Below are 25,524 nucleotides of genomic sequence, written 5' to 3'. Positions count from 1 at the left end.
CGACCTGCTCGGCCGTCCGGTACCCGTTCGGTACCCCTAGGCGGCGCGGGCCCGGTGGCGGCGGACCGCGTCGCGGTTGGCGCAGCGCGGGGAGCAGTAGCGCTGTCTGCCCGTGCGTGAGGTGTCGGCGAAGACCGTGGTGCACTCCGTCACGGCGCAGCGCCTGAGACGGTGCACGCCGCGTCCCGTCAGGTGGAGGGCGGTGCCCACGGCGATCAGGGAGAACAGCACGCCGCTGAGCGGCTGTCCCCCGTCGCGGTAGTGCAGATGCCAGCCGGTGCCCACGTGGTTGGTCATCCTCGGGTAGGCGGCGGCCGCGGCCAGCATCCCGTTGACCAGGTCGGCGCGCTCGTGCTCGTCCGTGGTGTCGACGACCTTCTCCCACGTGTCCAGCACGACCGCCGTGCGCTCCAGATCCTCCGGCGTGGCCGGGCCCTCCACCACCAGACCGGCGGCTCGGCAGCGGTCGGCGAGCTCCTCGGCGCTCACCGGGCGGCGGTTGGCCAGGTCGGCGGCCAGATTCACGGCATCCTCGCCGTAAGGGTTGAGGTGCATAAGGTCATTACATCAGGGTCATGGTCATGGAACAACGCACCGGACCCCGATCCGACGTACGGCAGGCCGTGACCGACGAACGCCAGGCCGTATCCGGCGTACGGCAGGCCGTGGAGTACGACCTCGTCGAACTCGTCCGCCTGCGGACGCTGCTGTTCGAGCATCTCGGAGGCGACTTCTTCGACCCCGCGGCGGCGGACGACGGCTGGCTGGACGCCCTGGCCGTGGTGCTCAAGGAGCAACTGACCGCGGACGGCGTACGCATCCTCGTCGTGGACGGCACCGACGGCCGCCTCGCCGCCTGCGGGATCGGCACCCTCGAGCAACGGCTGCCGGGGCCGCACCTCCACAACGGCCGGATCGGTCAGGTCATCGGCGTGATCACCGACCCCGCGCACCGGCGGCGCGGCCACAGCCGCGCGATCATGCGAGGCCTGCTCGACTGGTTCCGGGACCGCGAGGTCGCACGCGTCGACCTGTACGCCTCCGCGGAGGGCGAACCGCTCTACCGCGAGCTCGGCTTCACCCCGCACCCCGACCCCGCCCTGTACCGGCGCCCGTGAGACGCCGTACCCCGGTCGGTCACCCGGCCGTCCGAAGGTAGGCGCCGAGCCGGGCGATCGCCGAGGGATTGCGAGGGCTCTCGACCAGATCGACGTAGTCGAGCGTGAAGATCCGCCGGTGCTTGACGGCGGAGACATTGCGCAGGGGGGCGTAGGAGAGCAGGAACTTCTTCTTCTGCTCCGCGCTGACGTCGCCGTAGTCGCAGATCACGATGGTGTCGGGATTGCGCTCCACCACGCTCTCCCAGCCGACCGTGGTCCAGGAGTCCGCTACGTCGTGCATGACATTGACGCCGCCGGCCTCGCTGATGATCTGGTCGGGGGCGGCGTAGCGGCCGGAGGTGAAGGGCTGGTCCTGGCCGCTGTCGTAGAGGAACACCGTCGGCTTCTTCGCCGGGGCCTTTGCATGGACGTCGGCGATCTCCTTCTTGAACCCGGAGATCAGCGTGGCCGCGCGCTTCTCGACGCCGAACAGTTTCCCGAGGTTGGTGAGGTCGGTGTAGAGGGCCTCCAGGGGCGGCATGATGCCGCGCGAGGTCTTCGTCCGGTCGTTGCGGCAGGACTCGGTGAGGATGTACGAGGGGATGCCGAGCTTCTTCAGGGCGTCGGGGGTGAAGCCGGCGTCCTCGCGGAAGCCGTAGTTCCAGCCCGCGAAGACCATGTCGCCGCGGGCGTCGAGGACGTTCTCCTTGGTGAGCTGGTCCTTGGAGAGCCACGGGACCTTGTCGTAGCCGTCCTTCCAGGGGACGTCGCTGAGGTCGCCCTTGTCGTCGGGCATGGCGAACCCTGCCATCCGGTCCTCCAGGCCGAGCGCGAACATCAGCTCGGTGATCCCGACGTCGTTGGTGACGACACGCTCGGGGACCTTGTCGAACGTCACCTTCTCGCCGCAGTTGGTGAGGGTGACCGAGGACGGCCCGGGACCCTTCGGCGTCGTCTCGACCGACGCGCCGCACCCGGTGGCGGTCGCGGCGAGACACAGGGCGGCGGCGAGCAGTTTGCGCATGGGGGTCCTCACGGTTTCTGCGGAAGCAGGTCGAACAGAAGCTGGACGGCACCGGTCTCCGGATGCCGTACGGGATGCGCGCGCACCCCGAACACCTCGGCGAGCAGGGCCGGTTGGAGCACGTCGTGCGGTGATCCGGACGCGACGACGCGGCCGCCCGCGATCACGTACAGCACATCGCAGTGCGCGGCGGCCAGGTTGAGGTCGTGCAGGGCGGCGAGCACGGTCACGCCGCTGACGCGCAGCAGGGACAGCACATCCAACTGGTGGGCGATGTCGAGGTGGTTGGTGGGTTCGTCGAGGACGAGCACCCGGGGCCGCTGGGCGAGGGCGCGCGCGATCAGGACGCGCTGCTTCTCACCTCCGGACAGGGCGAGGAACCCCCGCTCGGCGAGGTGCTCCACACCGGTGCGTCCCATGGCCTCGGCGCAGATCTCCGCGTCGGCGGCGGCCGTTCGGTCCCGGTGCGGCAGCCGCCCCATGGCGACCACCTCGGCGACCGTGAAGTCGAACTCCGCCGACGACTCCTGCGGCAGTGCCGCCAGTACCCGGGCGGTGTCCCGGGCCGGCATCGCGTGGACGTCCTCCCCGTCGAGCCGGACCACGCCCCCGGCGGGCCGCAGCGCTCGGTACACACAGCGCAGCAGCGTCGACTTCCCGCTGCCGTTGGGGCCGACGAGTCCGACGAACGCCCCGCTGTCCACGGCCAGTCGGAGCTCGTCTACGATCCGGGCCCCGGCGATCTCGACCGTGACGTCCTCGATGTCGAGCCTCATCGTCAGCGGCCTCCGAACGCGTAGCCGCCGCGCCGCATCAGCAGCAGGAAGGCGGGCACGCCCACCACGGCGGTGATCACTCCGACGGGCAGCTCCGCGGGCGCCAGCAGCAGCCGGGACAGCACGTCCGCCCACACCAGCAGGACGGCCCCGGCGAGCGGCGCCACGGCCAGCACCCGCCGGTGATCCGCGCCGACGAGCATCCGTACGACATGCGGCACCATCAGCCCGACGAACCCGATGGCCCCGCTCACCGCGACGACGGTCCCGGTCACCGCGGCGGTCACGAGGAACAACTCCCGTCGCAGCGAGGCCGGCCGGACACCCAGCGCGGCCGAGGTCTCGTCGCCCATCGCCAGCGCGTTGAGCGACTCGGCCCGCCACCGCAGCCACGCCCACCCGGCCGCCACGGTCACGGCGACGAGCGGCACCTGCGCCCAGGTCGCCCCGCCCAGACTGCCGAGGAGCCACATCAGCGCCGACCGGGCCGCCTCACCGCGCGCCGCGCCGAACACCATGACCGTGGTGACCGCCTCGAAGCCGTACGCCAGCGCCGTACCGGTGAGAACCAGCCGCAGTGGGGTCAGCCCGTGCGGGGACCGGGCCGCGGCGTAGACCAGCACCATCGCCGCGAGCGCCGAGGCGAACGCCGCCCCCGACAGGGCCCAGATCCCGAGCCCGGCGAACGCGCCGAGCAGGATGACCGCGTTGGCGCCCACCGCGGCTCCGGAGGAGATGCCGAGCACGAAGGGGTCGGCCAGCGCGTTGCGGACCATCGCCTGCACTGCCACCCCGACGGCCGCGAGCCCCGCCCCGACGACGGCACCGAGCACGACCCGCGGCAGCCGGATCTCCCAGACGATGGTGTACGCGGCGACGTCGTCGGCGTGCACGGTCCCGCCGCTCAGCCCGGCCCACAGGAACCGGAAGACCTCCGCCCAGCCGATCCCGGCTGCCCCCAGTCCCACACCGCCGACCAGGGACACCAGAAGGAGCAGCGCCGACCCGATCACCAACGGGGGCAGGGGTATGCGGCTCGGTGCGGTACTTCGGCGCACGGTCGGGGCGGTCCTTCGGGTGGGGCCGCCTGGTGAACGTCAAGGAGCCGGCCCGTACGGCCCCGAGGCCGCGCGGTCCCCTCTCGCAGTCCTCGGCGAGCAGTCAACGGGTCGCGCCACCCACGGGCGATCGGGCTCACGCGACAGGCGGTCGCGCACACCGTTGCGGGTCAGCGCCGGACTCTCACCGGACTTCCCCCGCGGGAGGCTCGGGGAGCGTAGCAAACAGGGGTGTCGACCGGCCGTGGGGGTGGGCGCGGTTGTGCCTGTCCGGTGTCGGGTGGTGCTGTCATGGGAGGGGCGGGGAGGTGAACACCCATGCGCGTCGGGGGCCGGTACCGGCTGGGGGAGCGGGTCGGGCAGGGCGGCATGGGACGGGTGTGGCGGGCGCGGGACAAGGTGCTCGAACGCCCGGTCGCGGTCAAGGAGTTGTGGCTCGACGGCCCGGTCGCGGGCGAGGACCCGCCTCCCCCACGGTCGCGGGCACCTCCCGGCCGCCGTCCTCGCCGACCACCACCCCGGCGCCGCGCTGAGCCTCAGGCGCGCAGGACGACACGCTCCCGGTTCCGTTCGCCGCGGAAGGCCCACTTCAGCTCCGGCTCCATGACGAACCGGAACACCCTGCGCACGGGCGGTGTGCACAGCACGGTCACGATCGCGGCCGCGACGACGGTGACGACGATCTCGCCGAGCGGCTCGTACACCCAGGCGGGGTCGTACCAGCCCCAGGGCTTGGAGCCCTGGGCGACGAAGCCGTGCAGCAGATAGCCGTACAGCGTGCCCGCGCCCAGCGCCGTGAACCACATCCGCCGCCCGGGCACCCAGGAGAGGAAGCAGGCCACCAGCAGCGTCGAGCAGGCGAACACGACCAGGGTCATGAACGGGCCGTACCAGGCGGGCGCACCGAGTTCCTGGGCGCTGTCGCGGTGGTAGAACCAGGCGTCGCTCATCCGCGGCACCGCCCAGTACGCCGCCGCGAGCGCGCCGGCGAACACCGGCACCGCCGCGATCCGCACCTTCCAGCGCCGGACCAGCCGGAAGTGTTCCGGCTTCAGACACAGGCCGAGCACGAAGTACGGCAGGAACTGAAGGGTGCGCTGGAGATCGAAGTCCTCGCCGATGGACGGGGCCGTGGTCGCCAGCATGGCCAAGGCGAGGGCGAGCGGCAGCGGCCACCGTACGGAACGCCACACCGGGGTCGTCAGCCGCCAGATGAACAGGGCGGCCAGGAACCACGTCAGATACAGCGGCTCCTGGAGGCTGACCGGGCGGTCCGGGACCCCGTCGGTCCACCGGGTGTAGAAGGTGTACGCCGTCTCGAAGACGACGTAGGGGACGGCGACCCCGGTCACCAGCCGCCTGAGCCGCTGCGGGCTCGCGTCGAAACTCCGGGAGAAGTAGCCGGCGATCACGATGAACGCGGGCATGTGGAAGGCGTAGACGAGCATGTAGAGCGCGGAGACGGCCCTGCTGCCGTCGCGCAGCGGCTCCCAGGCGTGTCCCGTCGCCACCAGCACGATCGCCAGGTACTTGGCGTTGTCGAAGAACGCGTCCCGCTGCTTCACCGGCTCGGTCCGCGGCGCCGGGTCCTGCCGGGGTGTCCTGGGTGGAACGTCCGTGGGCGCGCTCACCACACCGCCCCCTGCGCACCGCGCAGGAAGCCGGCCGATACGTGTCTGACGGAAGGGGCTGCTGGGATGAGTACCTGGGACATCCCACGCGCCTGACCACTTCTCGGCGCGGCAAACCTCTCAGGCCGCCGGACGCACCAGCCCGGACTCGTAGGCGAAGGCCACCGCCTGGACGCGGGCGCGTCCGCCGATCTTGGCGAGGATGTGGCTGACATGCGATTTGACGGTGGTCGGCGCGATGGACAGCCGCGCGGCGATCTCGGCGTTCGACCAGCCGGAGGCGACGGCGGTCAGGACGTCGCGCTCCCGCTGGGTGAAGGTGTCGAGCCCCACGCCCGACGCGGTGGGGCCGAGGGGCTGCAACTGGCGGACCGTGTCGATGAGGGCGCGGGTCAGATGGGGGGTGATGACCGAGTCGCCGGTGGCCACGACGCGGATGGCGGCGATCAGCTCGTCGGGGGTGGCGTCCTGGGGGAGGAAGCCGCCGGCTCCGGCGCGCAGGGCGGCGTAGGCGTGGCCCTCGTCGCCGGTGGGAGTCAGGACCAGGACGCGTGCCGGGTCGGCGGGCTGGGTCGTCACGGCGAGGGCCGGGGGCCGGGTGATCCGGCGGATGACCTCGGTGCCTTCCGTCTCATGGATACGGCCGTCCAGCAGGACGACGTCGGGGCGGAGCACGGCGGCCAGCCGGACCGCCTCGGTTCCGTTGCGGGCTTCACCGGCAACGGTCAGATCGGGCACGGCGGCCAGCAGGATGCGCAGGCCGTGCCGTTGGAGGGATTGATCGCTGGCGATGAGTACGGAGGTCATGCCGGCTCCTTCTAAACGAAACCGTTTCGTTCACCTGGGCCTCAGAATACCCCGCCGGCATCGAAACGGCGCCGTTCCTTTTGTGGTCTCGATCACCCCCTTGGCTCAGAGGAACGGCGTGCCCGGGTCCAGCCCGGCCAGGACCCGGCCGTACAGCTCCAGGTTGGTCGCCGGATTGACGAAGGAATGCAGATTCAGCGCCTGCACATCCCGTACGGCCCGCTGGATCGGCATCTTCCGATCCAGGGACGAGGCCCCGGAGGCGGAGGCGACGAGATCCACGGCCTCCTTGGCCAGCCGCGCCGCATAGCCCGTCTGCGCGCGGATCTTCGCCCGCTCCTCGGTCGTGTACGGCTCACCGGCCTCGATCCGGGCCACGAGGTCGCCCGTCAGTAGCTCGGCGCAGGAGACCTTCATCGCCGCCTCGGCCGACTGAAGATGGGTGACGGCGGCCTCGTACTGCCGCCGGTGGAACGTGTACGTGATGCCCCGCCGATGGATGCGCTCGGTGAACTCCGCCAGGGCGCCCCGGGCCACCCCGAGCGCGTGGGACGCGGTCCAGACGCAGAACATCAGCAGTACGGGCATGCGGTAGAAGGGGTCGTCGGCGTTGGCCTTCGAGGGGAACTCGCCCGCCAGCAGCGGCCCGACGGGCAGGACCCGGTGCGCGGGCACGACGACGTCCCGCGCCACGACACTGTTGCTGCCGCTCCCGGCGAGCCCGGAGACGTACCAGTCGTCGAGAACCTCCAGCTCCGCCATGGGTACGGCGGTCCACAGCACCTCGGGCGGCCCCTCACCGGACTCGACCCGCGCCGTCAGCAGATGCCAGTCGGCGTCCTGGCAGCCGGTGGCGAAGCCCGAGGTGCCGTTGACGACATAACCCTCGTCCGTCGCGACCGCCGTGGCGTCCGGGACGAGGGTCCCGCCGACTTTCACGTCGGGGCTGGTGAAGATCTCGTCCTGCGCCTCGTCGGGAAAGAGCGCGGCGATGAAGGCGCAGCCGGCCTGGATCAGTGCCGTGAACCCGGCCGAACCGCACGCGGCGGCGACCTCCGCCAGCGCGTCCACCTGGGTACGCGGCCGCGTCTGATAACCGCCGTACCTTCGGGGCACGTTCATTCGGTACACCCCGGCGTCCGTCAACGCCGCGACGACCTCGGCGGTCACCCTCCTCTGCTCCTCGGTGCGCAGCGCGTGCTCGCTGATCAACGGCCGGAGCGCGTGGACACGCGCGACGAGGTCCGCGTCGGAACGGGGTGCTGGCATGGGCGACCTCCGGTGCCCACCGTGACGCGAAGCGGCCGCATCGTCAATGCCGCGTCAGGCAACGGGAGTTGGGATCTTCGCGCGGCCGGAGGAGGCCGCCCGGAACCTGCGGCCGCGTCGGGTGGGGCCCCAGGGCTTGAGGACCGAGATCACCGTCATGAAGACGTAGGCGGACAGGGACACGATCGGCCCGAACAGCACGTCGCCGGCGTCGGGCAGCGGGCCGCCCGCGGCGACGGCCGCGACCGCGGAGTTCACCGCGGGGCGCAGCGCGAAGACCGTCGCGGTGGTCGTGGCGAGGGTCAGCCAGAACTTCGTCCAGACCCAGCGATGCCGCGCCAGACCCCACGGGGTGCCCAGCGAGAGCAACAGGCCGCTCAGGAGCGTGAGGAACGCGAGTGGGAGGAGCAGCCAGTCCGCGAACAGCTTCATGGTCCGGACGGATGCTTCGACGGTCACCGCCGACCCGGTGGTGGCCGCGGTGATCCCCAGCGCCAGCAGCCCGAGTGTGAGCCCGAGCCAGCCGGCGGAGGCGGTGACATGGACGACGAGGGAGGCCCGGCGGGCGGGACGTGTCAGTTTCACCCGGCCCACGGTGCCGGGCCGGGGCTCCCGGGGCGTCTGACGGCGGGAGTAACCGCGCGTACTTGCCTCGGAGTACGGTGCTCAGCCCTTCGGCAGATACGCGCGCAGGGCGCTGATGAGCGCGTCGAGGGGCGGCTGCTCGGCGGAGCGGTCCGTGCGGACGGTGCGGCCCTCGAAGCGGACCTCGTACTGGAAGAGGTCCGCGGCGCTCATGTTCATCGTGACGTCCGAAACGTCGTCCAGCGCCGGATCGCCGAGGAGCAGGCGCAGCTTCCCGAACTCGGCCGCGGTCGTCCGGTGCACCACCGAGCCCTTGCGGTCGTCCCGGGCGTGCACGGTGCCGTCGCCGCGCAGGACCACCGACTGGCCGACCCCGGCGAAACCGCCGCTGATCTTCAGGGACACCAGCGTCTGCCCCGGGCTCCTGACGGGCACCGGCGTCGGGGACGGGCGTGCACTCGACCCCGCGCTTGCACTCGGAGTCGTGCTCGCCGGCGCGGACGACGAAGGGGGCGTGGACGCGGCGCTCGCCTCGGCCCCCGTCGCCTCGGCAGCCGTACTCCCGCCGCCCTCGAAAGTGCAGCCCGCCAGCGTCAGCACGCAGACGACCACCACAGCCGCCGAAACCCTGCCCAACACGGTCCCCCCACTGTCGATCACCCCAGCTGCAGAGTCCCTATCACGGAATCCCGCACTCCGGCCCGGAAGCGGCCCCACACGACGACGAGCGGCGTACCGTCGTAAGAGTGGACGCCACCGCGGACCGTCTGGTGTCCCGGGCCGCGCACGCACTGAGCCGGGCGGCGGACGGGCTGATCCGCGATGTCGAGGAGTGTCTGCGCGACGAGGTCCCCGAGCTGTGGGACGACCCCGAGGCCATGGCCTCGGCGAACATCGCCCGCCACGTCGTCGCCGTACTGGACGTTCTCCAGCACGGAGTCGGGCCGAGCCGCGTCGAACCGCCGGCCGCGGAGATCGAGCGGGCCCGCCGGCTCGCCCGGCACGGCATCCCCGTCAGCGCACTGCTGCGGGCCTTCCGCCTCGGACAGGGCGTCGTCCTGGACCGGCTGCTCCGGGAGCTGCCGCGGCTCACCGACGACACCGAACTGCTCAGCGCCGCGACCCGTGGGCTGCTGGCGACGGCGACCGGCTATGTGGACCGCACGTCCGAGTACGGCGTCCTGGCCTACCAGGAGGAGCGGGAACACCGGCTGCGGGCACGGCTCTGCCTGGTCAACGAGGCGGGCCTGCGCATCGGGACCACGCTGGACATCACCCGCACCACCCAGGAACTGGCCGACCTCGCCGTCGAGCACTTCGCCGACCGCGTGACCGTGGACCTGCTCGACTCCGTCCTGTACGGACACGACATGCCGACGGCGGACCCGCCCGTCCTGCGCCGGATCGCCCAGCGACCGCCCGCGCGGGAACCGCGGCTCCACACCTACCCGGACGGATCGCCACCGGCCCGGGCCCTGGCCACCGGAGAGCCCTCCGGGGACCGTTCGACCCTGGTCGTGCCGCTGCGCGCCCGCGGCACGACCCTCGGCGTCGCCCAGTTCGTCCGTCACGACACCGCCGACCCCTACGACGACGAGGACCTGCTGCTCGCCCAGGAGATCGCCGCGCGGGCCGCGGTCGCCGTCGACAACGCCCGCCGCTACACCCACGCCCGCGCCACCGCCCTCACCCTCCAGCGCAGCCTGCTCCAGCAGCACATGCCGCAGCAGTCCGCCGTCGAGGTCGCCTGCCGCTATCTGCCCGCCGGTGACCGGGTCGGCGTGGGCGGCGACTGGTACGACGTCATCCCGCTCTCCGGCGCCCGGGTCGCGCTGGTGGTGGGCGACGTCGTCGGCCACGGCATCCACGCCGCCGCCACCATGGGCCGGCTGCGCACCGCCGTACGCACCCTCGCCGACTTCGACCTGCCACCCGACGAACTCCTCACCCACCTCGACGACATCGTCCTGCGCCTGTCCGCCGAGGCCGCCGAAGACTCGGACGGCGAGCCCGCCGGCGACATCGGCGCGACCTGCCTCTACGCCGTCTACGACCCCGTCTCCCGCCGCTGCACCCTGGCCCGCGCGGGCCATGTGCTGCCGATCCTGGTGACCCGCGACGGCACCGTCGACCTCCTCGACCTGCCGCCGGGCCCGCCGCTGGGACTGGGCGGCCTGCCCTTCGAGGTGGCGGAGGTCGACCTGGCCGAGGGCAGCCTCCTGGCCCTCTACACCGACGGACTGATCGAGGCCCGCGACCACGACGTCGAGGCGGGCCTCGCCCTGCTGCGCGGCGCCCTCGCCGGGGCCGGCCCCTCCCTGGAAGCCGCCTGCGACTCCGTCCTGGAGGCCCTGCTGCCGAACCGCCCGGACGACGACGTCGCCCTGCTCCTCGCCCGCACCCACGCCCTGGGCGTCCGTCAGGTCGCCACCTGGGATCTGGAGGCCGACCCCGCCGCCGTCGGCCGGGCCCGCGCGAACGTCGCCCGGCAGTTGCGGATCTGGGGCCTGGAGGAACTCGACTTCAGCACCGAACTGGTCGTCAGCGAACTGGTCACCAACGCCATCCGCCACGGCCGGCCCCCCATCCAGCTGCGCCTCATCCACGACCGGGGCCTGCTGTGCGAGGTCTCCGACGCCGGGGGCACCACCCCGCACCTGCGCCGGGCCCGTACCTTCGACGAGGGCGGCCGCGGACTGTTCCTGGTCGCCCAGCTCGCCGAGCACTGGGGCACCCGCCACGCCTCCCACGGCAAGACGGTCTGGGCCGAGCTCAACGAGTCCGACGAGGCGCTCCAGACGTTGCTGACGGTCACCGCGCCGGAGTGAACGCCCGCTCGCCCCGCGGCCATGATCAGTCGGGGGCCCGCACCTTCAGCACCTGATCGTCGACGTACAGGACCTCCAACTGGCGGTCCGCGCCGGGGACGCTGAGCGCGAGTCGATGCCCCTGTGCGTCCGCCGTCGCCCAGCGGCCGGTGCGTCGCCCGGGTGCGTCGGCGCGGCCGAGGGGGCGGTCGGTGAAGGTGCCGTCCGCGGCGAACTCCAGTCCCCGGCGGCCGCGTGCGGGTGGCAGCGGATAGCCCGCCGGGCGGTACACCGTGACGCCGGGGGAGTCCTCCTCGTACGCGTGCACCCATGTTCCGATCAGTTCCGGCGGCGGACTGCTCATGGCCGGGCACCTCCTGATCTGTGGCAGGTTGAACCGATACGGAAGGCAACGCCGTACTTACGGCGGAATTTGCGATTCTGCTTACCGTGTCCGTTCCGTCGCCCTACGGTAAACCTCAACGGGCCCGCTCCACCCTCACCTCCGCGCCGATCCCGGTGCGGCCATCTCCAGGCGGTGCAGCGTGCCCGAGAACGAGACCGACGAGACCACCCCCACCCCCACCCCCGCACACCGTGTCTGCGGCACCATGCCGGTGCACCGGCGGCTGCTGACCGAGGACCCCTCGTACGCCGTCGCGCGGGACGCGGTGGAGAACCGGGCCTTCGCCTTCGAACGGGGCCTGCGGACCCCGGCCCGCACCGGGGTGACGGTGATCCCCGTCGTGGTGCATGTCATCCACCACAGCCCCGAGCAGAACATCGGCGACGACCAGATCACCAGCCAGATCGACGTCCTCAACCAGGACTACCGGATGCGCAATCCGGACGCCGGGCAGGTGCCCATCGTGTGGAAGGACCTCGTCGCCGACTGTCGCATCGAGTTCCGGCTCGCGGACCAGGATCCCGAGGGGGCGCCCACCACCGGTATCACCCGCACGCAGACCGCGACGGACACGTTCGGGATGGACGACGCGATCAAGTTCACGGCGGGCGGTGGACAGGACGCCTGGCCCGCCGACCGGTACCTCAACTTCTGGGTGGCGCCGCGCCTCTTCGACCCCCAGGTCGGGGAGATCCTCGGCTACGCCCAGTTCCCGGGTGGCGCCGCCGCCACCGACGGAGTTGTCATCGCCCACAGCTTCGTCGGTACGACGGGCACCGCGTCGCCCCCGTTCGACCTCGGCCGCACCGCCACCCACGAGGTGGGTCACTGGCTCAACCTCTTCCACATCTGGGGCGACGACGGTCAGGGCTGCAGCGGCAGCGACTTCGTCGCGGACACCCCCAACGCGGGCGGCCCCAATTTCGGCAGGCCCACGTTCCCCCATGTGACGTGCAACAACGCCCCCGACGGCGACATGTTCGTGAACTACATGGACTACACCGACGACGTGGCCATGTTCATGTTCACCCAGGGGCAGGCGGCCCGCATGGACGCCACCCTGGAGGGCCCGCGCTCGTCGTTCCTTCAGGAGGACGCGTAGTCACCGGTCCCGGGTGGCCCGCAGCAGATGATCGCGGACCAGGGCCACATGAGGATTGCCCGAGGCGCCCGGGCGCTGCACGAGGAAGCCGGTGTTGATGGGCGGGTCGTCCGGATCGTGGAGCAGGACGAGCGCGCCCGAGGCCAGCTCGGCCGCGCACAGATAGCGGGGGAGCACCGAGAACCCCGCCCCGCCCACGACTGCCGCCTTCACCGCGTTCAGGTCGGGCATCGTGACCGCGGGGTCACGCGCCAGCCGCTTGCCGAAGACATGCCGCCAGTAGCGGCGCACGATGGGCAGGTCCTCGGCGTACGCGACCAGGGGGACGCCGTGCAGCGCGGCCGCCCCCTCCGCCGCGATCCGGGCCGCGGAGCCGATCCGCTCCGCCCGCCCGGGGGCGGCGACCAGCACGAACTCCTCGTCGTTGAGGGCCACCGAGGTCAGGGTGCGCCCGCGCGGCCGGAACGTGGCGATCACCAGGTCGTGGCGGCCCGCGCGCAGATCCTCCAGGAGCGGCTCGGTCAGCCCCGGGGTCACGCGCAGCCGTACGCCCGCCTCCACCAGCGGCGCGATACCGGGCAGGACGGAGACGGTGAGGAACTCGGCCGGACCGGCGAGGTGCACGGGCTCGGCCGGGGCGTCGTCCGCTCCCGTGGCCGTGGCGAGCGAGTCCAGGGGCTCGGTGATCCGGGCGGCGAGCTCGTCCGCGTACGGCCTGGGCGCGACACCGCGGGCCATCCGCTCGAACAGCTCGCGGCCCAGTTGCCGCTCCAGGGCGCGGATCTGGGTGGTGACCGTGGGCTGGGACAGGCCGAGGAGCCGGGCGGCGGCGGTGAAGGAACCGGTGCGGTACACGGTCAGGAACGTGCGGAGCAGATTCAGGTCCAGCGGTGCCGCGACCGAGTGGTGATTGGATTCCCTATCTCTCACATACGTGAGCCTATTGGATTCTTATGGGTGGATCGACTTACCGTCGGAGCATGGCAAAGATCCTCTTCGTAATCACCGGCGTCGACCACTGGACGCTGGCCGACGGCACGCAGCACCCCACCGGCTTCTGGGGCGAGGAGGCCGTGGCCCCCTACGAGGCCTTCAAGGCCGCCGGTCACGAGATCACCGTGGCCACCCCCGGAGGCGTCGTCCCCACCGTCGACAAGGGCAGCCTGGCCGCCGAGGTCAACGGCGGCCAGGAGAACGCCGACCGGATCGCGGGCGTCATCGCCGCGGCGACCGAGCTCCAGAACCCGATCCGCCTGGAGGACGTGCACCTGGACGACTACGCCGCCGTCTTCTACCCCGGTGGCCACGGCCCCATGGAGGACCTCGCGGTCAACACCGACTCCGGTGAACTGCTCACCAGCGCCCTGGAGTCCGGCAAGCCGCTCGGCGTCGTCTGCCACGCCCCGGCCGCGCTGCTCGCCGCGGTCAAGTCCGACGGAGCCAACTCCTTCGCCGGGTACCGGATCGCCGCCTTCACCAACGCCGAGGAGACGCAGGCCGGCTTCGCCGACAAGGCCAAGTGGCTCCTCCAGGACCGGCTGACCGAGGCCGGTGTCCAGGTCCAGGTGGGCGAGCCGTGGGTGCCGAACGTCGTGGTCGACCGCAACCTGGTCACCGGCCAGAACCCGGCGTCCTCGGCCCCGCTGGCCGTGGAGCTCCTGAAGAAGCTGGGCTGAGCTCACCGGAGTGCCGGACCACCGCGGTGGTCCGGCACTCCGCTCACTCGGCCGCCTTGAACGACCGCAGCCGCAGCGAGTTCCCCACCACGAACACCGACGAGAACGCCATCGCGGCCCCGGCCAGCATCGGGTTCAGCAGGCCCGCCGCGGCCAGCGGCAGCGCGGCCACGTTGTAGGCGAACGCCCAGAACAGGTTGGACCGGATCGTGCCGAGGGTCCGGCGGGCGAGCCGGATCGCGTCTGCCGCCGCGCGCAGGTCGCCGCGGACCAGGGTCAGGTCACCGGCCTCGATCGCCGCGTCCGTGCCCGTGCCCATGGCCAGCCCCAGGTCCGCCTGGGCGAGCGCGGCCGCGTCGTTGACGCCGTCGCCGACCATCGCGACCGAACGGCCCTGGCCCTGAAGCCGCTTGACGACATCGACCTTGTCCTGCGGCAGCACCTCGGCGATCACGTCCTGCGGCGCGATTCCGACCTCGCGGGCCACGGCCCGCGCCACCGCCTCGTTGTCACCGGTCAGCAGGATCGGGGTCAGACCGAGCGCCCGCAGCCGCGTGATCGCCTCCGCGCTGGTCTCCTTCACCGCGTCGGCCACCTCGAGGACCGCCCGCGCCTCGCCGTCCCAGGCGACCGCGACGACCGTACGACCGGACGCCTCGGCCTGCGCCTTCAACCGGGCCAGCTCCACGGGCAGTTCCATCGCCCACTCGGCCAGCAGCCGCTCCCGGCCGACGAGCACCGCGTGGCCCTCGACGATGCCCTGCACCCCGAGCCCCGGCACGTTCGCGAAGTCCTCGGGCGTGGGCAACGGCCCCAGCTTCTCCAGCGCCCCGTCGGCCACCGCCCGGGCGATCGGATGCTCCGAGGCGTGCTCCAACGCGCCCGCCAGCCGCAGGACTTCGGCCTCCTCCGTACCGTCCGCGGTGTGCACGGCCAGCAGCGTCATCCGGCCCGTGGTGACCGTGCCCGTCTTGTCGAGGACGACGGTGTCGACCTTGCGCGTGGACTCCAGGACCTCCGGGCCCTTGATGAGGATCCCGAGCTGCGCGCCGCGCCCCGTGCCCACCAGCAGCGCGGTCGGCGTCGCCAGCCCCAGGGCGCACGGGCAGGCGATGATCAGCACGGCGACCGCGGCGGTGAAGGCGGCCGTCAGACCGGCCCCGTTGCCGACCCAGAAGCCCAGGGTGCCCAGCGCGAGGGCGATCACGATCGGCACGAACACGGCGGAGATCCGGTCCGCCAGCCGCTGGGCCGCGGCCTTCCCGTTCTGCGCGTCCTCCACCAGCTTCGCCATCCGCGCCAGCTGTGTGTCCGAGCCGACCCGGGTCGCCTCGACGACGAGCCGGCCGCCGACGTTGACCGTGGCACCGGCGACCGCGTCACCCTGGGCGACCTCCACCGGCACGGACTCGCCGGTCAGCATCGACGCGTCCACCGCCGACGAGCCCTCGACCACCGTCCCGTCGGTCGCGATCTTCTCACCCGGACGGACGACGAAACGGGTGCCGACCGTCAACTCGCCCACCGGAACCGTCTGTTCACTGCCGTCGGCGCGCAGCACGGTGACGTCCTTCGCGCCCAGTTCCAGCAGCGCCCGCAGCGCCGCGCCCGCCTTCCGCTTGGACCGTGCCTCGAAGTACCGACCGGCCAGGATGAAGGCGGTGACACCCGCGGCGGCCTCCAGGTAGATGTTCCCGGCACCGTCACCGCGAGCGATCGTCAACTCGAAGGGGTGCGTCATGCCAGGCGTCCCCGCGGTACCGAGGAACAGCGCCCACAGCGACCAGCCGAACGCGGCCAGCGTGCCGACCGAGATCAGCGTGTCCATCGTCGCCGCGCCGTGCCGCGCGTTGGTGAACGCCGCCTTGTGGAAGGGCCATGCGGCGTACGTCACCACGGGCGCGGCGAGGGTCAGCGAGAGCCACTGCCAGTACTCGAACTGCAGCGCCGGGATCATGGCCATCGCGACAACGGGGAGGGCGAGAAGGGTCGCGGTGACCAACCGCTCGCGCAGTGACCGGAGTTCGTGGTCCACCGGTTCGTCCGAGGGTTCCTCCGGTACGGGTTCCTGTGCGGTGTACCCGGTCTTCTCGACGGTCGCTATGAGGTCCCGCACGCTGACCTCGCCGCCGTAGCTGACCTTCGCCTTCTCGGTGGCGTAGTTGACGGTCGCGGTCACCCCGGCCATGCGGTTCAGCTTCTTCTCGATGCGCGCGGCGCACGAGGCACAGGTCATGCCGCCGATGGCGAGCTCTACCTCGGCAGGGGCTCCGGTCGCGGTGGTGGTCATCGCTACTCCTTGGTGAATACGGGGCGGGGGTATCTGCGGCACGGACTCCTGTATACCCATGGGGGGTATCAAAGGCAAGTGGTTCCAGGAGTTGACTTCATACCCCCTAGGGGTATTGTCGGCTGCATCGAGGCCTCGTATCCCAAGCGGGAGGCCGTGTTCTCCAGGAGCTCGTCATGCACGCAGGACTCAAGATCTCCGCGTTCGCGGCGGCGCTGGCCGCGACGTTCGGCACCGCGTACGGCGTGGGCAGGGCCATCGACCCGGCCGTCACGGAGAGTGCGCCCGCGAGCCATGAAAGTCACGAAGAGTCGCCGGACGGAGGTGGTCCCGCTGGCGGCGGTGCAGGCCACGCGCTCGGGGGACTGCAGATCTCCGAAGGCGGCTACACCCTCGACCTGAAGACCCCGAGCGTCGCCGCCGGGCAGCGAGCCGAGCTGCGGTTCGCCGTCCGCGACGCGAGCGGCCGTGCCGTCACCGCGTACCGGCGTGAGCACGAGAAGGAACTCCACCTCATCGTCGCCTCACGCGACCTGGTCACCTACCGCCATCTGCACCCCACCCGCGCCGCCGACGGCACCTGGAGCATCCCGGTCGAGCTGCCCCGCGCCGGCGGCTACCGCGTCTTCGCCGACTTCACCCCGGCGAAGAAGGGCGCCGAGAACCTCGCCCTCGGCGCGGACCTGGCGGCCTCGGGCTCCTACGCGCCGCGGCGGCTTCCGGCGCCGGACGCCACGGCCGAGACGGACGGCTACGAGGTCGAGCTGAGCGGCGGCCTGCGCCCGGGCGGCGAGAGCGAGGTCAAGCTGACGGTCTCCCGTGACGGCAGGCCCGTCACCGACCTCCAGCCCTACCTCGGCGCCTACGGCCACCTCGTCGCCCTGCGCTCCGGCGACCTCGCCTACCTCCATGTCCACCCCAACGGTGAACCGGGCGACGGGAAGACCCAGTCCGGTCCGGGCATCTCCTTCACCGCCACGGCGCCGAGCGAGGGCGCGTACCGCCTGTTCCTGGACTTCAAGCACGAAGGCCAGGTGCACACGGTGGCGTTCACGGTCAGGACCGGAGCGCAGGCCGGTACGCATACCGACGAGGGCGGCCACGGCCACTGACTCAGATCCGGCCCAACCGGCGCTGCCTGCGCAGCAGCAGCCCCAGATACAGCCCGCCTGCCACCGCCGTGACCACCCCCACCGGCAGCTGGGCCGTCTCGTGGATCCGCTGGGACGCGAAGTCCGCGGCGACCACGAGGAAGGCGCCGGTACAGGTGGCGGCCAGGAGGTTGGGGCCCGGCGCTCGGGTGAGGCGCCGGGCCAGCTGCGGTGCGATGAGGGCGACGAAGGGGATCGGGCCGGCCGCGGCGGTGGCCACCGCGCAGGCCGCCGTGGCGAGGACGAGGATCAGCAGCCGGGTGCGCTGGACGGGCACCCCGAGACCGCCCGCCACGTCGTCGCCCATCTCCAGAATCTTCAGCCGGCTCGCGGCGAGCGCGACCAGGGGCAGTACGACGAGCAGTCCGAGGGCGGCCGGCCGGACGTCCTGCCAACCCCGCCCGTTGAGGCTGCCGTTGAGCCACACCATCGCCTGCGCGGCCTGGGTGAAGCGGGCCTTGGCGAGCAGATAGGCGTTGACGCCCTGGAGCAGGGCACTGACGCCGATGCCGACCAGCACGAGCCGGTAGCCGTGGATGCCGTGCCGCCAGGCGAGGACGTACACCAGGATCGCGGTCGCGAGGCCGCCGCCGACCGCACCGGCCGCGACCTGGCCGCCGGTACCGCCGACGAGCAGGACGACCAGAAGGCCGCCGGTGGCCGAGCCGTAGGTGAAGCCGACGATGTCCGGGCTGCCCAGCGGATTGCGGGTCAGGCTCTGGAACAGCGCCCCGCTCAGCCCGAGCGCGGCACCGACGAGGACGCCGGTGAGCAGCCGGGGCAGTCGTAGCTCGTTGACGACGAAGTCCGTCCGCCGGCTTCCGTTGCCCAGCAGGGTGCGTACGACGTCCGCCGGGGAGATCGTGTACTCCCCGGTGCCGAGCGCGAGGACACCGACGCCCGCGGTGGCGGCCAGCACCAGCGCGCAGACCGTCACCACCCGGACGTCCACCCGCAGGGAGAACCGGTGGGACCGGCCGCGGACCACATGGCTGCGCGCGGGGGCAGTCTGCGTGGTCATACGCCCACCACCCGGCGGTGGCGTACGAGCGCGATGAACACCGGCGCGCCGATCACCGCGGTGACCACACCCGCGTCGAGCTCGTCGGGGCGGACCACGACCCGGCCCAGCACATCGGCGAGGAGCAGCAGGGCCGGGGCGAGCAGCATCGACAGCGGCAGGGTCCAGCGCTGGTCCGCCCCGGCGATCATCCGGGCCATGTGCGGCACGGCGAGCCCGACGAAGACCAGCGGACCGACGGCGGCGGTCGCCGCCCCGCACAGCAGCGTCACCGCGAGCAGGCCGACGAACCGGGTCCGGTCCACATGGGCGCCCAGGGCGCGGGCGCCGTCCTCGCCGAGGGCCAGCGCGTTGAGCGGCCGGACGAGACAGAGCGCGAGCAGCAGGCCCACGCCGACGAACGGCGCGATGGTCGTCAGGGTCTCGCTGCCGGCCCGGGCGAGCGAACCCACGCTCCAGAACCGCAGTTGGTCCAGGGCCTGGGCGTCGAGCAGCATCAGGGTCTGGCCGATGCCGGTGAACACGGCGGCGATCACCGCGCCCCCCAGTGCCAGCCGCTCGGGGGTGGCGCCGGCCCGTCCGCCCGAGGCCAGCGTGTACACCAGCAGCCCCGCCACCACCGCCCCCGCCATCGCGAACCACACCGAGGCCCACAGGCTGGTCAGCCCCAGCACCGTGAGGGACACCACCACCCCGGCGGCGGCCCCGGCGTTGATGCCGAGCAGCCCGGGGTCGGCCAGCGGATTGCGGGTCAGCGCCTGGATGAGCGCCCCCGCGACCCCGAGCGCGGCCCCGGCGGCGATGCCGGCCAGGGTTCGGGGCACCCGTACGTCCCAGATCACCGAGCTCGCGGTCGAGCCGTCGTCGTGGAGCAGCGCGTCGACGACCGTGGACAGCGGCAGCGAGCGCGAGCCGACCGCCAGGCTGAGCAGGACGGCCGCGAGCAGCAGGAGCAGGGCGCCGAGGACCGCGAGCGTGCGGGTGGAGTTCCGGCGCCGGGGGGGCTTTCGGCCAAGTGCCGCCGTGGCGGACTCAGTTGCCAACGCTTCCCTCCGCGCGCAGCCGCTCGGCGATGCGACGGCCGAGCGCCTTCTTGTCGATCTTTCCCACGGAGGTACGGGGGAACGCGTCGGTAGGTTCGACGCGGTCGGGCAACTTGTAGGCGGCGACGCCGCGTTCGGTGAGGAAGGCGGCCAGTTCCCGCTGGGTCGGGGCCGGTCCGCGGGGGACGAGGTAGGCGCAGGTGCGCTCGCCCATCGTCTCGTCGGGCATGCCGACCACGGCGGCGTCGTGCACCGCGGGGTGGGCGAGGATGTGGTTCTCCAGCTCCTCGGCGGAGATCTTGTCGCCGCCCCGGTTGATCTGGTCCTTGGCCCGGCCCTCGACGACCAGATGGCCGGTGGGCAGCACCCTGACGAGATCGCCGGTGCGGTAGAAGCCGTCGTCGGTGAAGGACCGGGCGTTGTGTTCGGCGGCCCGGTAGTAGCCGCGCAGCGTGTACGGCCCGCGGGTGAGCAACTCCCCGGTCCCGCCCGGCGCCACGTCGTGTCCGTCCTCGTCGACCACCCTGATCTCGTCGGCAGGGGACAACGGCCGCCCCTGGGTGCCGATCACCAGCTCCGCGGGATCGTCCAGGCGGGTGTAGTTGAGTAGTCCCTCGGCCATGCCGAAGACCTGCTGGAGCCTGCAGCCGAGCGCGGGTTCGACCCGGGCCGCCGGTTCGGCGCCCAGTTTGGAGCCGCCGACCTGGAGCAGGGCGAGGGAGGACAGATCGGCGTCCTCCCACTCCACCGCGTCCAGCCACAGCAGGGCGATGGGCGGGACCACGGCCGTGATGGTGACCTTCTCCCGCTCGATCAGCGCGAACGCGTCGTCGGGGCTGGGGGTGGGGGAGAGCACCACGGTGCCGCCGGCCATCAGGGTGCCGAGCAGACCGGGGCAGGCCAGCGCGAAGTTGTGCGCGGTCGGCAGGACCACCAGACAGACGGTGGACTCGTCGAGACCGCAGAGCTGGGCGCTCGCACGGACGTTGTACGTGTAGTCGTCGTGGGTGCGCGGGATGAGCTTCGGCTTACCGGTCGTGCCGCCGGACAGCAGCAGTACCGCCACGTCACCGGGGTCCGGTTCGGGCAGCGGCACCGGCTCGGCGTCCACGTCGGCGAGCGCGGTGAACTCGGCGGGGTCACCGGCCACCAGGACGTGCTCGACGCTCGGCACCGCCTTGCGCACAGCCCTGGCGAGCGGGCGGTGGTCGAAGCCGTCGAGCGTGTCGGGGATCGCCAGGGCGATCGCGCCGGCCGTCTCGGCGACATGGACGAGTTCGCTCTCCCGGTGCGCGGGGAGCGTCAGCACCGGCACGGCACCGGCCCGCAGCAGCCCGAAGAACAACACCACGAAGGCGTCCGTGTTGGGGAGTTGGACGACGACCCGGTCACCGCTGCCGATGCCGGCCCTCCGCAGCCCCGCCGCCGTGCGGTCGGCGCGCAGATCGAGCTCCGCGTACGTCCAGCGGTTCCCCTCGGCGTCCACGAGCGCGATCCGTTCCGGAGCCTGCCGGGCCCGGTCCCGCAGCAGCCGGTCCAGTGGCCGGCCCACCCAGTACCCCTCGGTCCGATACCGCCGCGCCAGCGGCTCCGGCCAGCGCACCCAACCGTCGAGCATGCTCAACTCCCGCCTGCCTGTTTAGGAAAGGCTTGCCTAATGAGCGATCAGGGTCAAGCCTGGATGCGGGATCGGGAGGGGTGTGCGGGGGTGGGGCGCTCTGGACGTGTCTCCGATGCGGAGTCTAGGGTTGACTTAGGTTAGGTTAACCTAAGTCAATGGAGGTGGCTCGTTGCTGCGTTACCGGAGCGCGGAGACGGAACTGCCGGGAGATCCCGTTCTGTTGGCCGCGAGACTGGCCGAGTCGGGACTGTTCGACCAGTACGTCGTGTACGAGCGGGAGGGCGACTGCTGGTTCGCCGGAGGAGCGCTCGGCGAGATCGTGGTCGACCGGTCCGAGATCCGCGCCAGATGGCTGACCGACGAGACGGTGACCCCGCTCGGAGCGCATCCGCTGCGCCAAGTGGAGGAACGGTTGGCGGCCATGGACGTGGCCGGATGGCATGCCTACGGCTGGATGGCCTTCGAGTTCTCCCACCTTCACACCGACCGCCCGGACCGTGCCGGCGACGACCGGCTGCTCCATCTCGTCGTCCCGCACAGCGAAGTGAGGCTGCGTCAGAACGGCGCCCAGGTGCGCAGCACCGACCAGGAGACCCTCGACTCCCTGGTGGCCCTGCTGTCCGAGCCCACCGTCCCCCGCACCGCCGAACCCCGGCCCATCGAGGTCTCCGGCACCGGCAGTGGCTACCCGGAGATGGTGTCGGAGGCACTGGAGGAGATCCGCACCAGCGAACTCCAGAAGGTCATCCTCTCCAGGACCCTCACGATCCCCTTCCCGGTCGACTTCGTCGCCACCTACGTCCACGGCCGCACCCACAACACCCCCGCGCGCTCCTACCTGTTGAACCTCGGCGGCCGACGCGTCGTCGGATTCAGCCCCGAGACCGTCGCCGAGGTCGACGCGGACGGCCACGTCGTCACCCAGCCCCTGGCCGGCACCCGCGCCCGCGGTCTCGGCGCGCGGGAGGACGAGCGGCTGCGCGCCGAACTCCTCGCCGATCCCAAGGAGATCTCCGAGCACGTGCTCTCCGTCAAACTGGCCGAGGAGGAGATGGCCACCGTGTGCCGGCCCGGCTCGGTCCTGGTCCGTGACCTGCTGAGCGTGCGGCAGCGCGGCAGCGTCCAGCACCTCGGGTCCAGTGTGCACGGAGAGCTGGCCGAGCACGCGAGCGCCTGGGACGTGCTCCGGGCGGTCTTCCCGGCGGTCACCGCCTCCGGCATCCCCAAGGGTCCGGCGTACGACTGCATCACCCGTCTCGAGCGGGAGCGCCGCGGGATCTACAGTGGCGCGGTGCTGATGGCGGCAAGCGACGGAGGCCTCGACGCGGCCCTGGTGCTGCGCAGCCTCTTCGAGGAGGGCGGGCGCACCTGGCTGCGGGCCGGCGCCGGCATCCTCTCCGGGTCCACTCCCGAACGGGAGCTGGAGGAGACCTGCGAGAAACTGCGCAGCGTCGCCCCCTACGTCGTCCCCGCGCAACCGGCGCGGGTCGTCGCGCCGTCCCTCCAGGGTTAGGAAACCCGGTGCGTCTCGGAGAAGTCGTCGTCGACGTCACGCCCCTGCGCTCCAGCAGGGACTTCCGGCTGGTGTTCGCCACCCAGGCGATCTCCATGCTCGGCACCCACCTCACCTCGGTGGCGGCGAGCCTGCAGATCTACCACCTGACCGGGTCATCGGTCCAAGTCGGGCTGATGAGCCTGGTGTTGGGCCTGTCCCTGCTGGTCGGACTGGTCGCGGGCGGGGTGCTCGCCGACCGGGTCGACCGGCGCCGGGTCGTGCTCGTCACCCGGGCGATCACCGCGGTGGTGATCGCGGCGCTCGCGGTCAACGCGGCCCTGCCCGACCCGCAGGTCTGGTTCGTCTTCGTCGCGGCCGTCCTCGCGGGCGGCGTCAGCGGCCTCGGCGGACCGGCCATGATGGCGGCCACCCCGACCCTGGTCGCCCCCGGCCAGCTCGCGGCGGCGGGCGCGCTGACCACCCTCACCGCCCAACTCGGCGGCATGGCCGGCCCGTCATTGGCCGGCGTCATCGCGGCCGGCCCGGGCGTGGCCTGGTGCTTCGGCATCGACGCGGCCGTGTACGTCGTGGGCCTGCTGCTCCTGGCCCCGCTGCCTCCGCTGCCGCCCGAGAGCTCGGGGGAGGCGCAGCATCCGCTGAAGGCCATGGGGGAGGGCTGGCGCTTCCTGCGCGGCAACCGGGTCGTGACCGGACTGCTGCTCATCGACGTGTGCGCGGTGGTCTTCGCGATGCCGTACGCGCTCTTCCCGGAAATGGGCACCGAGCACTTCGGCGGCGGCGACACCACCGTCGGACTGCTCTACACCGCCCCCGCGGTCGGCTCCTTCTTCGGCGCGCTGACCAGCGGCTGGACCGGGCGCGTCCATCACACCGGCCGGGCGCTGATCGGCGCGGTGGCGGTGTGGGGCGCGGGGATCGCCTGCTTCGGCCTGAGCTCCGACCTGTGGCTGGGGCTGACCTTCCTGGCCCTGGCAGGGCTCGGTGACACCGCCTCCGAGATCCTGCGCCGGGCCCTGCTCCAGCACTACACCCCTGACCGTCTGCAGGGCCGGGTCGGCAGCCTGTGGCTCGCTCAGGCCACCGCCGGCCCCTCCGTCGGCAACCTGGAGGCGGGCCTGGTGGCGCGGGCGCTCGGATCCTCGGGCGGTGCCGCGGCGCTCGGCGGGGTCATCTGCCTCGCCGGTGTGGCGACGCTCGCTGTGGCCATGCCGGACCTGCGGAAGGCGACCCTGCACGGGCCGTCGGCGCAAGAGGGGGAGAAGGCGGCGGTGGAGGCCGTCACCAGACCGACCGACAAGCCGTCGTAGGGCACCACCAGAGCCGCAGGAACCGCAGGGACCGCAGGAGCCGCTGGGGGAGCCATGCCGAGTGCGCAGATCGACGGAGTCCGGCTGCACTACGAGGACAGCGGCCACGGTGAACCGGTCGTCCTGGTGATGGGCCAGGGCGCCGCGGGCCGCGGCTGGCACCTCCACCAGGTGCCCGCCCTCGTGGCCGCCGGTCACCGGGTCGTCACCTTCGACAACCGGGGCATCCCGCCGAGCGACGAGTGCCCCGAGGGCTTCACGATCGACGACCTGGTCGCCGACACGGCGGGCCTGATCGAGCACCTCGGCCTCGCCCCGTGCCGTGTCGTCGGCGTCTCCATGGGCGCGTACGTCGTCCAGGAACTGATGCTCGCCAGGCCCGAACTCGTGCGCCAGGGCGTCCTGATGGCCACCCGTGGCCGCACCGACGCCCTGCGCACCGCCATGGCCCGCGCCGAACGCACCCTGTACGACAGCGGAGTCGTCCTGCCCCCGGCCTACGCGGCCTGGGTGCGAGCGCTCCAGAACCTCTCGCCTGCCACCCTGGACGACGAACTCCGGGCGCAGGACTGGCTGGAGATCTTCGAGTTCGCCCCGCCGGTCCACGGGCCGGGCACACGGGCCCAGTTGGACCTCCAGGTCCCTGACGGCCGGCTCGCCGCCTATCGGGCCATCACCGTGGCCTGCCTGGTCGTCGGGTTCGCCGACGACGTGATCCTGCCACCGCATCTGAGCCGCGAGGTCGCGGACGCCGTCCCCGGCGCCGTCTACCAGGAGATCAAGGACTGCGGCCACTACGGCTATCTGGAGCGGCCGGACGAGGTGAACCGCGTGCTTCTCGACTTCTTCCGCACCCGACGATGTTGATTTAGGTTAGCCTCACCTAAGTATCTACTCTGGGGGTCATGGTGCGACGCACCCTGCTCAACGGAAAGATCCATCGAGCCACCGTCACCCAGGCCGATCTGCACTACGTCGGCTCCCTGACGATCGATCAGAACCTGCTGGACGCCTCCGACATCGTCGAGGGCGAAGCGGTACAGGTCGTGGACATCGACAACGGCGCCCGCCTCACCACGTACGCCATCGCGGGCGAACGCGGCAGCGGTGTCATCGGGGTCAACGGCGCCGCCGCCCACCTCATCCACCCCGGGCACCTCGTGATCATCATGTCTTTCGCCGAACTCGACGAGTCCGAACGGGCGGCGCACCAGCCCCGGGTCGTCCACGTCGACCGGGCCAACCGCATCGTTGCCCTGGGCGCCGACCCGGCCGAGCCGGTGCCCGGGGCGAAGGACCAGTACGCCGGAACCGCGCAGGAGAGGAACTGAGCC

24 protein-coding genes are annotated in these 25,524 nt (G+C 72.0%); 9 read left to right on the top strand and 15 right to left on the bottom strand.

Translation table 11 applies throughout. The features are described 5' to 3' along the window. Window positions 1–36 precede the first annotated feature (36 nt). The gene (locus tag OG381_RS08015; RefSeq protein WP_327715416.1) at window positions 37–555 is read right to left on the bottom strand and encodes a CGNR zinc finger domain-containing protein; all 519 of its coding nucleotides are present in this window, start codon (window positions 553–555) and stop codon (window positions 37–39) included. A gap of 26 nt (window positions 556–581) precedes the next feature. Between OG381_RS08015 and OG381_RS08010 the strand changes: the two genes are divergently transcribed. Next, the gene (locus OG381_RS08010; protein ID WP_327715415.1) at window positions 582–1,118 is read left to right on the top strand and encodes a GNAT family N-acetyltransferase; all 537 of its coding nucleotides are present in this window, start codon (window positions 582–584) and stop codon (window positions 1,116–1,118) included. Window positions 1,119–1,137: 19 nt separating this feature from the next. On the opposite strand, the gene OG381_RS08005 is transcribed toward OG381_RS08010, so the two are convergent. The 8 genes from OG381_RS08005 to OG381_RS07970 form a co-directional block, all read right to left on the bottom strand. Next, window positions 1,138–2,124: an ABC transporter substrate-binding protein gene (locus OG381_RS08005; RefSeq protein ID WP_327715414.1), complete on the bottom strand. Its 987-nt coding sequence runs from the start codon at window positions 2,122–2,124 to the stop codon at window positions 1,138–1,140. 8 nt (window positions 2,125–2,132) lie between these two features. After that, window positions 2,133–2,900: an ABC transporter ATP-binding protein gene (locus tag OG381_RS08000; protein ID WP_327715413.1), complete on the bottom strand. Its 768-nt coding sequence runs from the start codon at window positions 2,898–2,900 to the stop codon at window positions 2,133–2,135. Between the two features lie 2 nt (window positions 2,901–2,902). Beyond that, window positions 2,903–3,958, bottom strand: a complete 1,056-nt coding sequence (locus tag OG381_RS07995; protein WP_327715412.1) for a FecCD family ABC transporter permease — start codon at window positions 3,956–3,958, stop codon at window positions 2,903–2,905. A 536-nt stretch (window positions 3,959–4,494) separates the two neighbouring features. Next, complete coding sequence (locus OG381_RS07990) at window positions 4,495–5,592, bottom strand: acyltransferase family protein (protein WP_443061882.1); 1,098 nt, start codon at window positions 5,590–5,592, stop codon at window positions 4,495–4,497. Window positions 5,593–5,709: 117 nt separating this feature from the next. After that, on the bottom strand, window positions 5,710–6,396 hold the full coding sequence (locus OG381_RS07985; protein WP_327715410.1) for a response regulator transcription factor: 687 nt from the start codon (window positions 6,394–6,396) through the stop codon (window positions 5,710–5,712). A 105-nt stretch (window positions 6,397–6,501) separates the two neighbouring features. After that, window positions 6,502–7,665, bottom strand: a complete 1,164-nt coding sequence (locus OG381_RS07980) for an acyl-CoA dehydrogenase family protein (RefSeq protein WP_327715409.1) — start codon at window positions 7,663–7,665, stop codon at window positions 6,502–6,504. A gap of 54 nt (window positions 7,666–7,719) precedes the next feature. Further along, complete coding sequence (locus OG381_RS07975; protein ID WP_327715408.1) at window positions 7,720–8,250, bottom strand: DUF2269 domain-containing protein; 531 nt, start codon at window positions 8,248–8,250, stop codon at window positions 7,720–7,722. 81 nt (window positions 8,251–8,331) lie between these two features. Continuing rightward, complete coding sequence (locus tag OG381_RS07970; RefSeq protein WP_327715407.1) at window positions 8,332–8,655, bottom strand: hypothetical protein; 324 nt, start codon at window positions 8,653–8,655, stop codon at window positions 8,332–8,334. A 341-nt stretch (window positions 8,656–8,996) separates the two neighbouring features. On the opposite strand from OG381_RS07970, the gene OG381_RS07965 reads away from it, so the two are divergent. Then, window positions 8,997–11,078: an ATP-binding SpoIIE family protein phosphatase gene (locus tag OG381_RS07965; RefSeq protein WP_327715406.1), complete on the top strand. Its 2,082-nt coding sequence runs from the start codon at window positions 8,997–8,999 to the stop codon at window positions 11,076–11,078. A 25-nt stretch (window positions 11,079–11,103) separates the two neighbouring features. Here OG381_RS07965 and OG381_RS07960 read toward each other — a convergent pair whose 3' ends face one another. Continuing rightward, complete coding sequence (locus OG381_RS07960) at window positions 11,104–11,421, bottom strand: hypothetical protein (RefSeq protein ID WP_327715405.1); 318 nt, start codon at window positions 11,419–11,421, stop codon at window positions 11,104–11,106. Window positions 11,422–11,602: 181 nt separating this feature from the next. Between OG381_RS07960 and OG381_RS07955 the strand changes: the two genes are divergently transcribed. Further along, the gene (locus OG381_RS07955; RefSeq protein WP_327715404.1) at window positions 11,603–12,565 is read left to right on the top strand and encodes a zinc metalloprotease; all 963 of its coding nucleotides are present in this window, start codon (window positions 11,603–11,605) and stop codon (window positions 12,563–12,565) included. On the opposite strand, the gene OG381_RS07950 is transcribed toward OG381_RS07955, so the two are convergent. Beyond that, a complete protein-coding gene (locus OG381_RS07950; RefSeq protein WP_327715403.1) occupies window positions 12,566–13,495 on the bottom strand; it encodes a LysR family transcriptional regulator in 930 nt (309 codons plus the stop codon). A 50-nt stretch (window positions 13,496–13,545) separates the two neighbouring features. On the opposite strand from OG381_RS07950, the gene OG381_RS07945 reads away from it, so the two are divergent. Further along, window positions 13,546–14,241 carry a type 1 glutamine amidotransferase domain-containing protein gene (locus tag OG381_RS07945; protein ID WP_327715402.1) on the top strand — a complete coding sequence of 232 codons (696 nt, stop codon included), beginning with the start codon at window positions 13,546–13,548 and terminating at the stop codon, window positions 14,239–14,241. Window positions 14,242–14,284: 43 nt separating this feature from the next. On the opposite strand, the gene OG381_RS07940 is transcribed toward OG381_RS07945, so the two are convergent. Further along, window positions 14,285–16,531, bottom strand: coding sequence for a heavy metal translocating P-type ATPase (locus OG381_RS07940; protein WP_327715401.1), 2,247 nt, complete (start codon window positions 16,529–16,531; stop codon window positions 14,285–14,287). Between the two features lie 176 nt (window positions 16,532–16,707). Between OG381_RS07940 and OG381_RS07935 the strand changes: the two genes are divergently transcribed. Next, on the top strand, window positions 16,708–17,643 hold the full coding sequence (locus OG381_RS07935) for a hypothetical protein (protein WP_327715400.1): 936 nt from the start codon (window positions 16,708–16,710) through the stop codon (window positions 17,641–17,643). Between the two features lies 1 nt (window position 17,644). Here the strand turns inward: OG381_RS07935 and OG381_RS07930 are convergent, their stop codons facing one another. From OG381_RS07930 to OG381_RS07920, 3 genes are read right to left on the bottom strand one after another with little or no spacing between them, the layout of a single operon-like run. Continuing rightward, window positions 17,645–18,703 (bottom strand): FecCD family ABC transporter permease, encoded by a 1,059-nt coding sequence (locus tag OG381_RS07930; protein ID WP_327715399.1) that lies wholly within the window; start codon window positions 18,701–18,703, stop codon window positions 17,645–17,647. Further along, complete coding sequence (locus tag OG381_RS07925) at window positions 18,700–19,746, bottom strand: FecCD family ABC transporter permease (protein WP_327715398.1); 1,047 nt, start codon at window positions 19,744–19,746, stop codon at window positions 18,700–18,702. The genes OG381_RS07930 and OG381_RS07925 overlap by 4 nt, the downstream gene beginning before the upstream one ends. Continuing rightward, a complete protein-coding gene (locus OG381_RS07920) occupies window positions 19,736–21,364 on the bottom strand; it encodes a (2,3-dihydroxybenzoyl)adenylate synthase (protein ID WP_327715397.1) in 1,629 nt (542 codons plus the stop codon). The genes OG381_RS07925 and OG381_RS07920 overlap by 11 nt, the downstream gene beginning before the upstream one ends. Before the next feature lie 223 nt (window positions 21,365–21,587). Here OG381_RS07920 and OG381_RS07915 point away from each other — a divergent pair, with 223 nt between their 5' ends. The 4 genes from OG381_RS07915 to panD are packed head-to-tail and all read left to right on the top strand — an operon-like array spanning window position 21,588 to window position 25,521. Next, complete coding sequence (locus OG381_RS07915; RefSeq protein ID WP_327715396.1) at window positions 21,588–22,880, top strand: salicylate synthase; 1,293 nt, start codon at window positions 21,588–21,590, stop codon at window positions 22,878–22,880. Window positions 22,881–22,888: 8 nt separating this feature from the next. Continuing rightward, window positions 22,889–24,190, top strand: coding sequence for an enterobactin transporter EntS (gene entS / locus OG381_RS07910; protein WP_327715395.1), 1,302 nt, complete (start codon window positions 22,889–22,891; stop codon window positions 24,188–24,190). Between the two features lie 54 nt (window positions 24,191–24,244). Further along, entirely contained in the window at window positions 24,245–25,057 is an 813-nt protein-coding gene (locus tag OG381_RS07905) for an alpha/beta fold hydrolase (RefSeq protein WP_327715394.1), read from the top strand. Between the two features lie 41 nt (window positions 25,058–25,098). After that, entirely contained in the window at window positions 25,099–25,521 is a 423-nt protein-coding gene (gene panD / locus OG381_RS07900; protein ID WP_327722418.1) for an aspartate 1-decarboxylase, read from the top strand. Window positions 25,522–25,524 lie beyond the last annotated feature (3 nt).

It is taken from the genome of Streptomyces sp. NBC_00490, from assembly GCF_036013645.1.
Classification (GTDB): Bacteria; Actinomycetota; Actinomycetes; order Streptomycetales; family Streptomycetaceae; genus Streptomyces; species Streptomyces canus_F.
The sequence above is the reverse complement of the archived record's forward strand: the minus strand, read 5'-3'. Positions and strand labels throughout refer to the sequence as shown.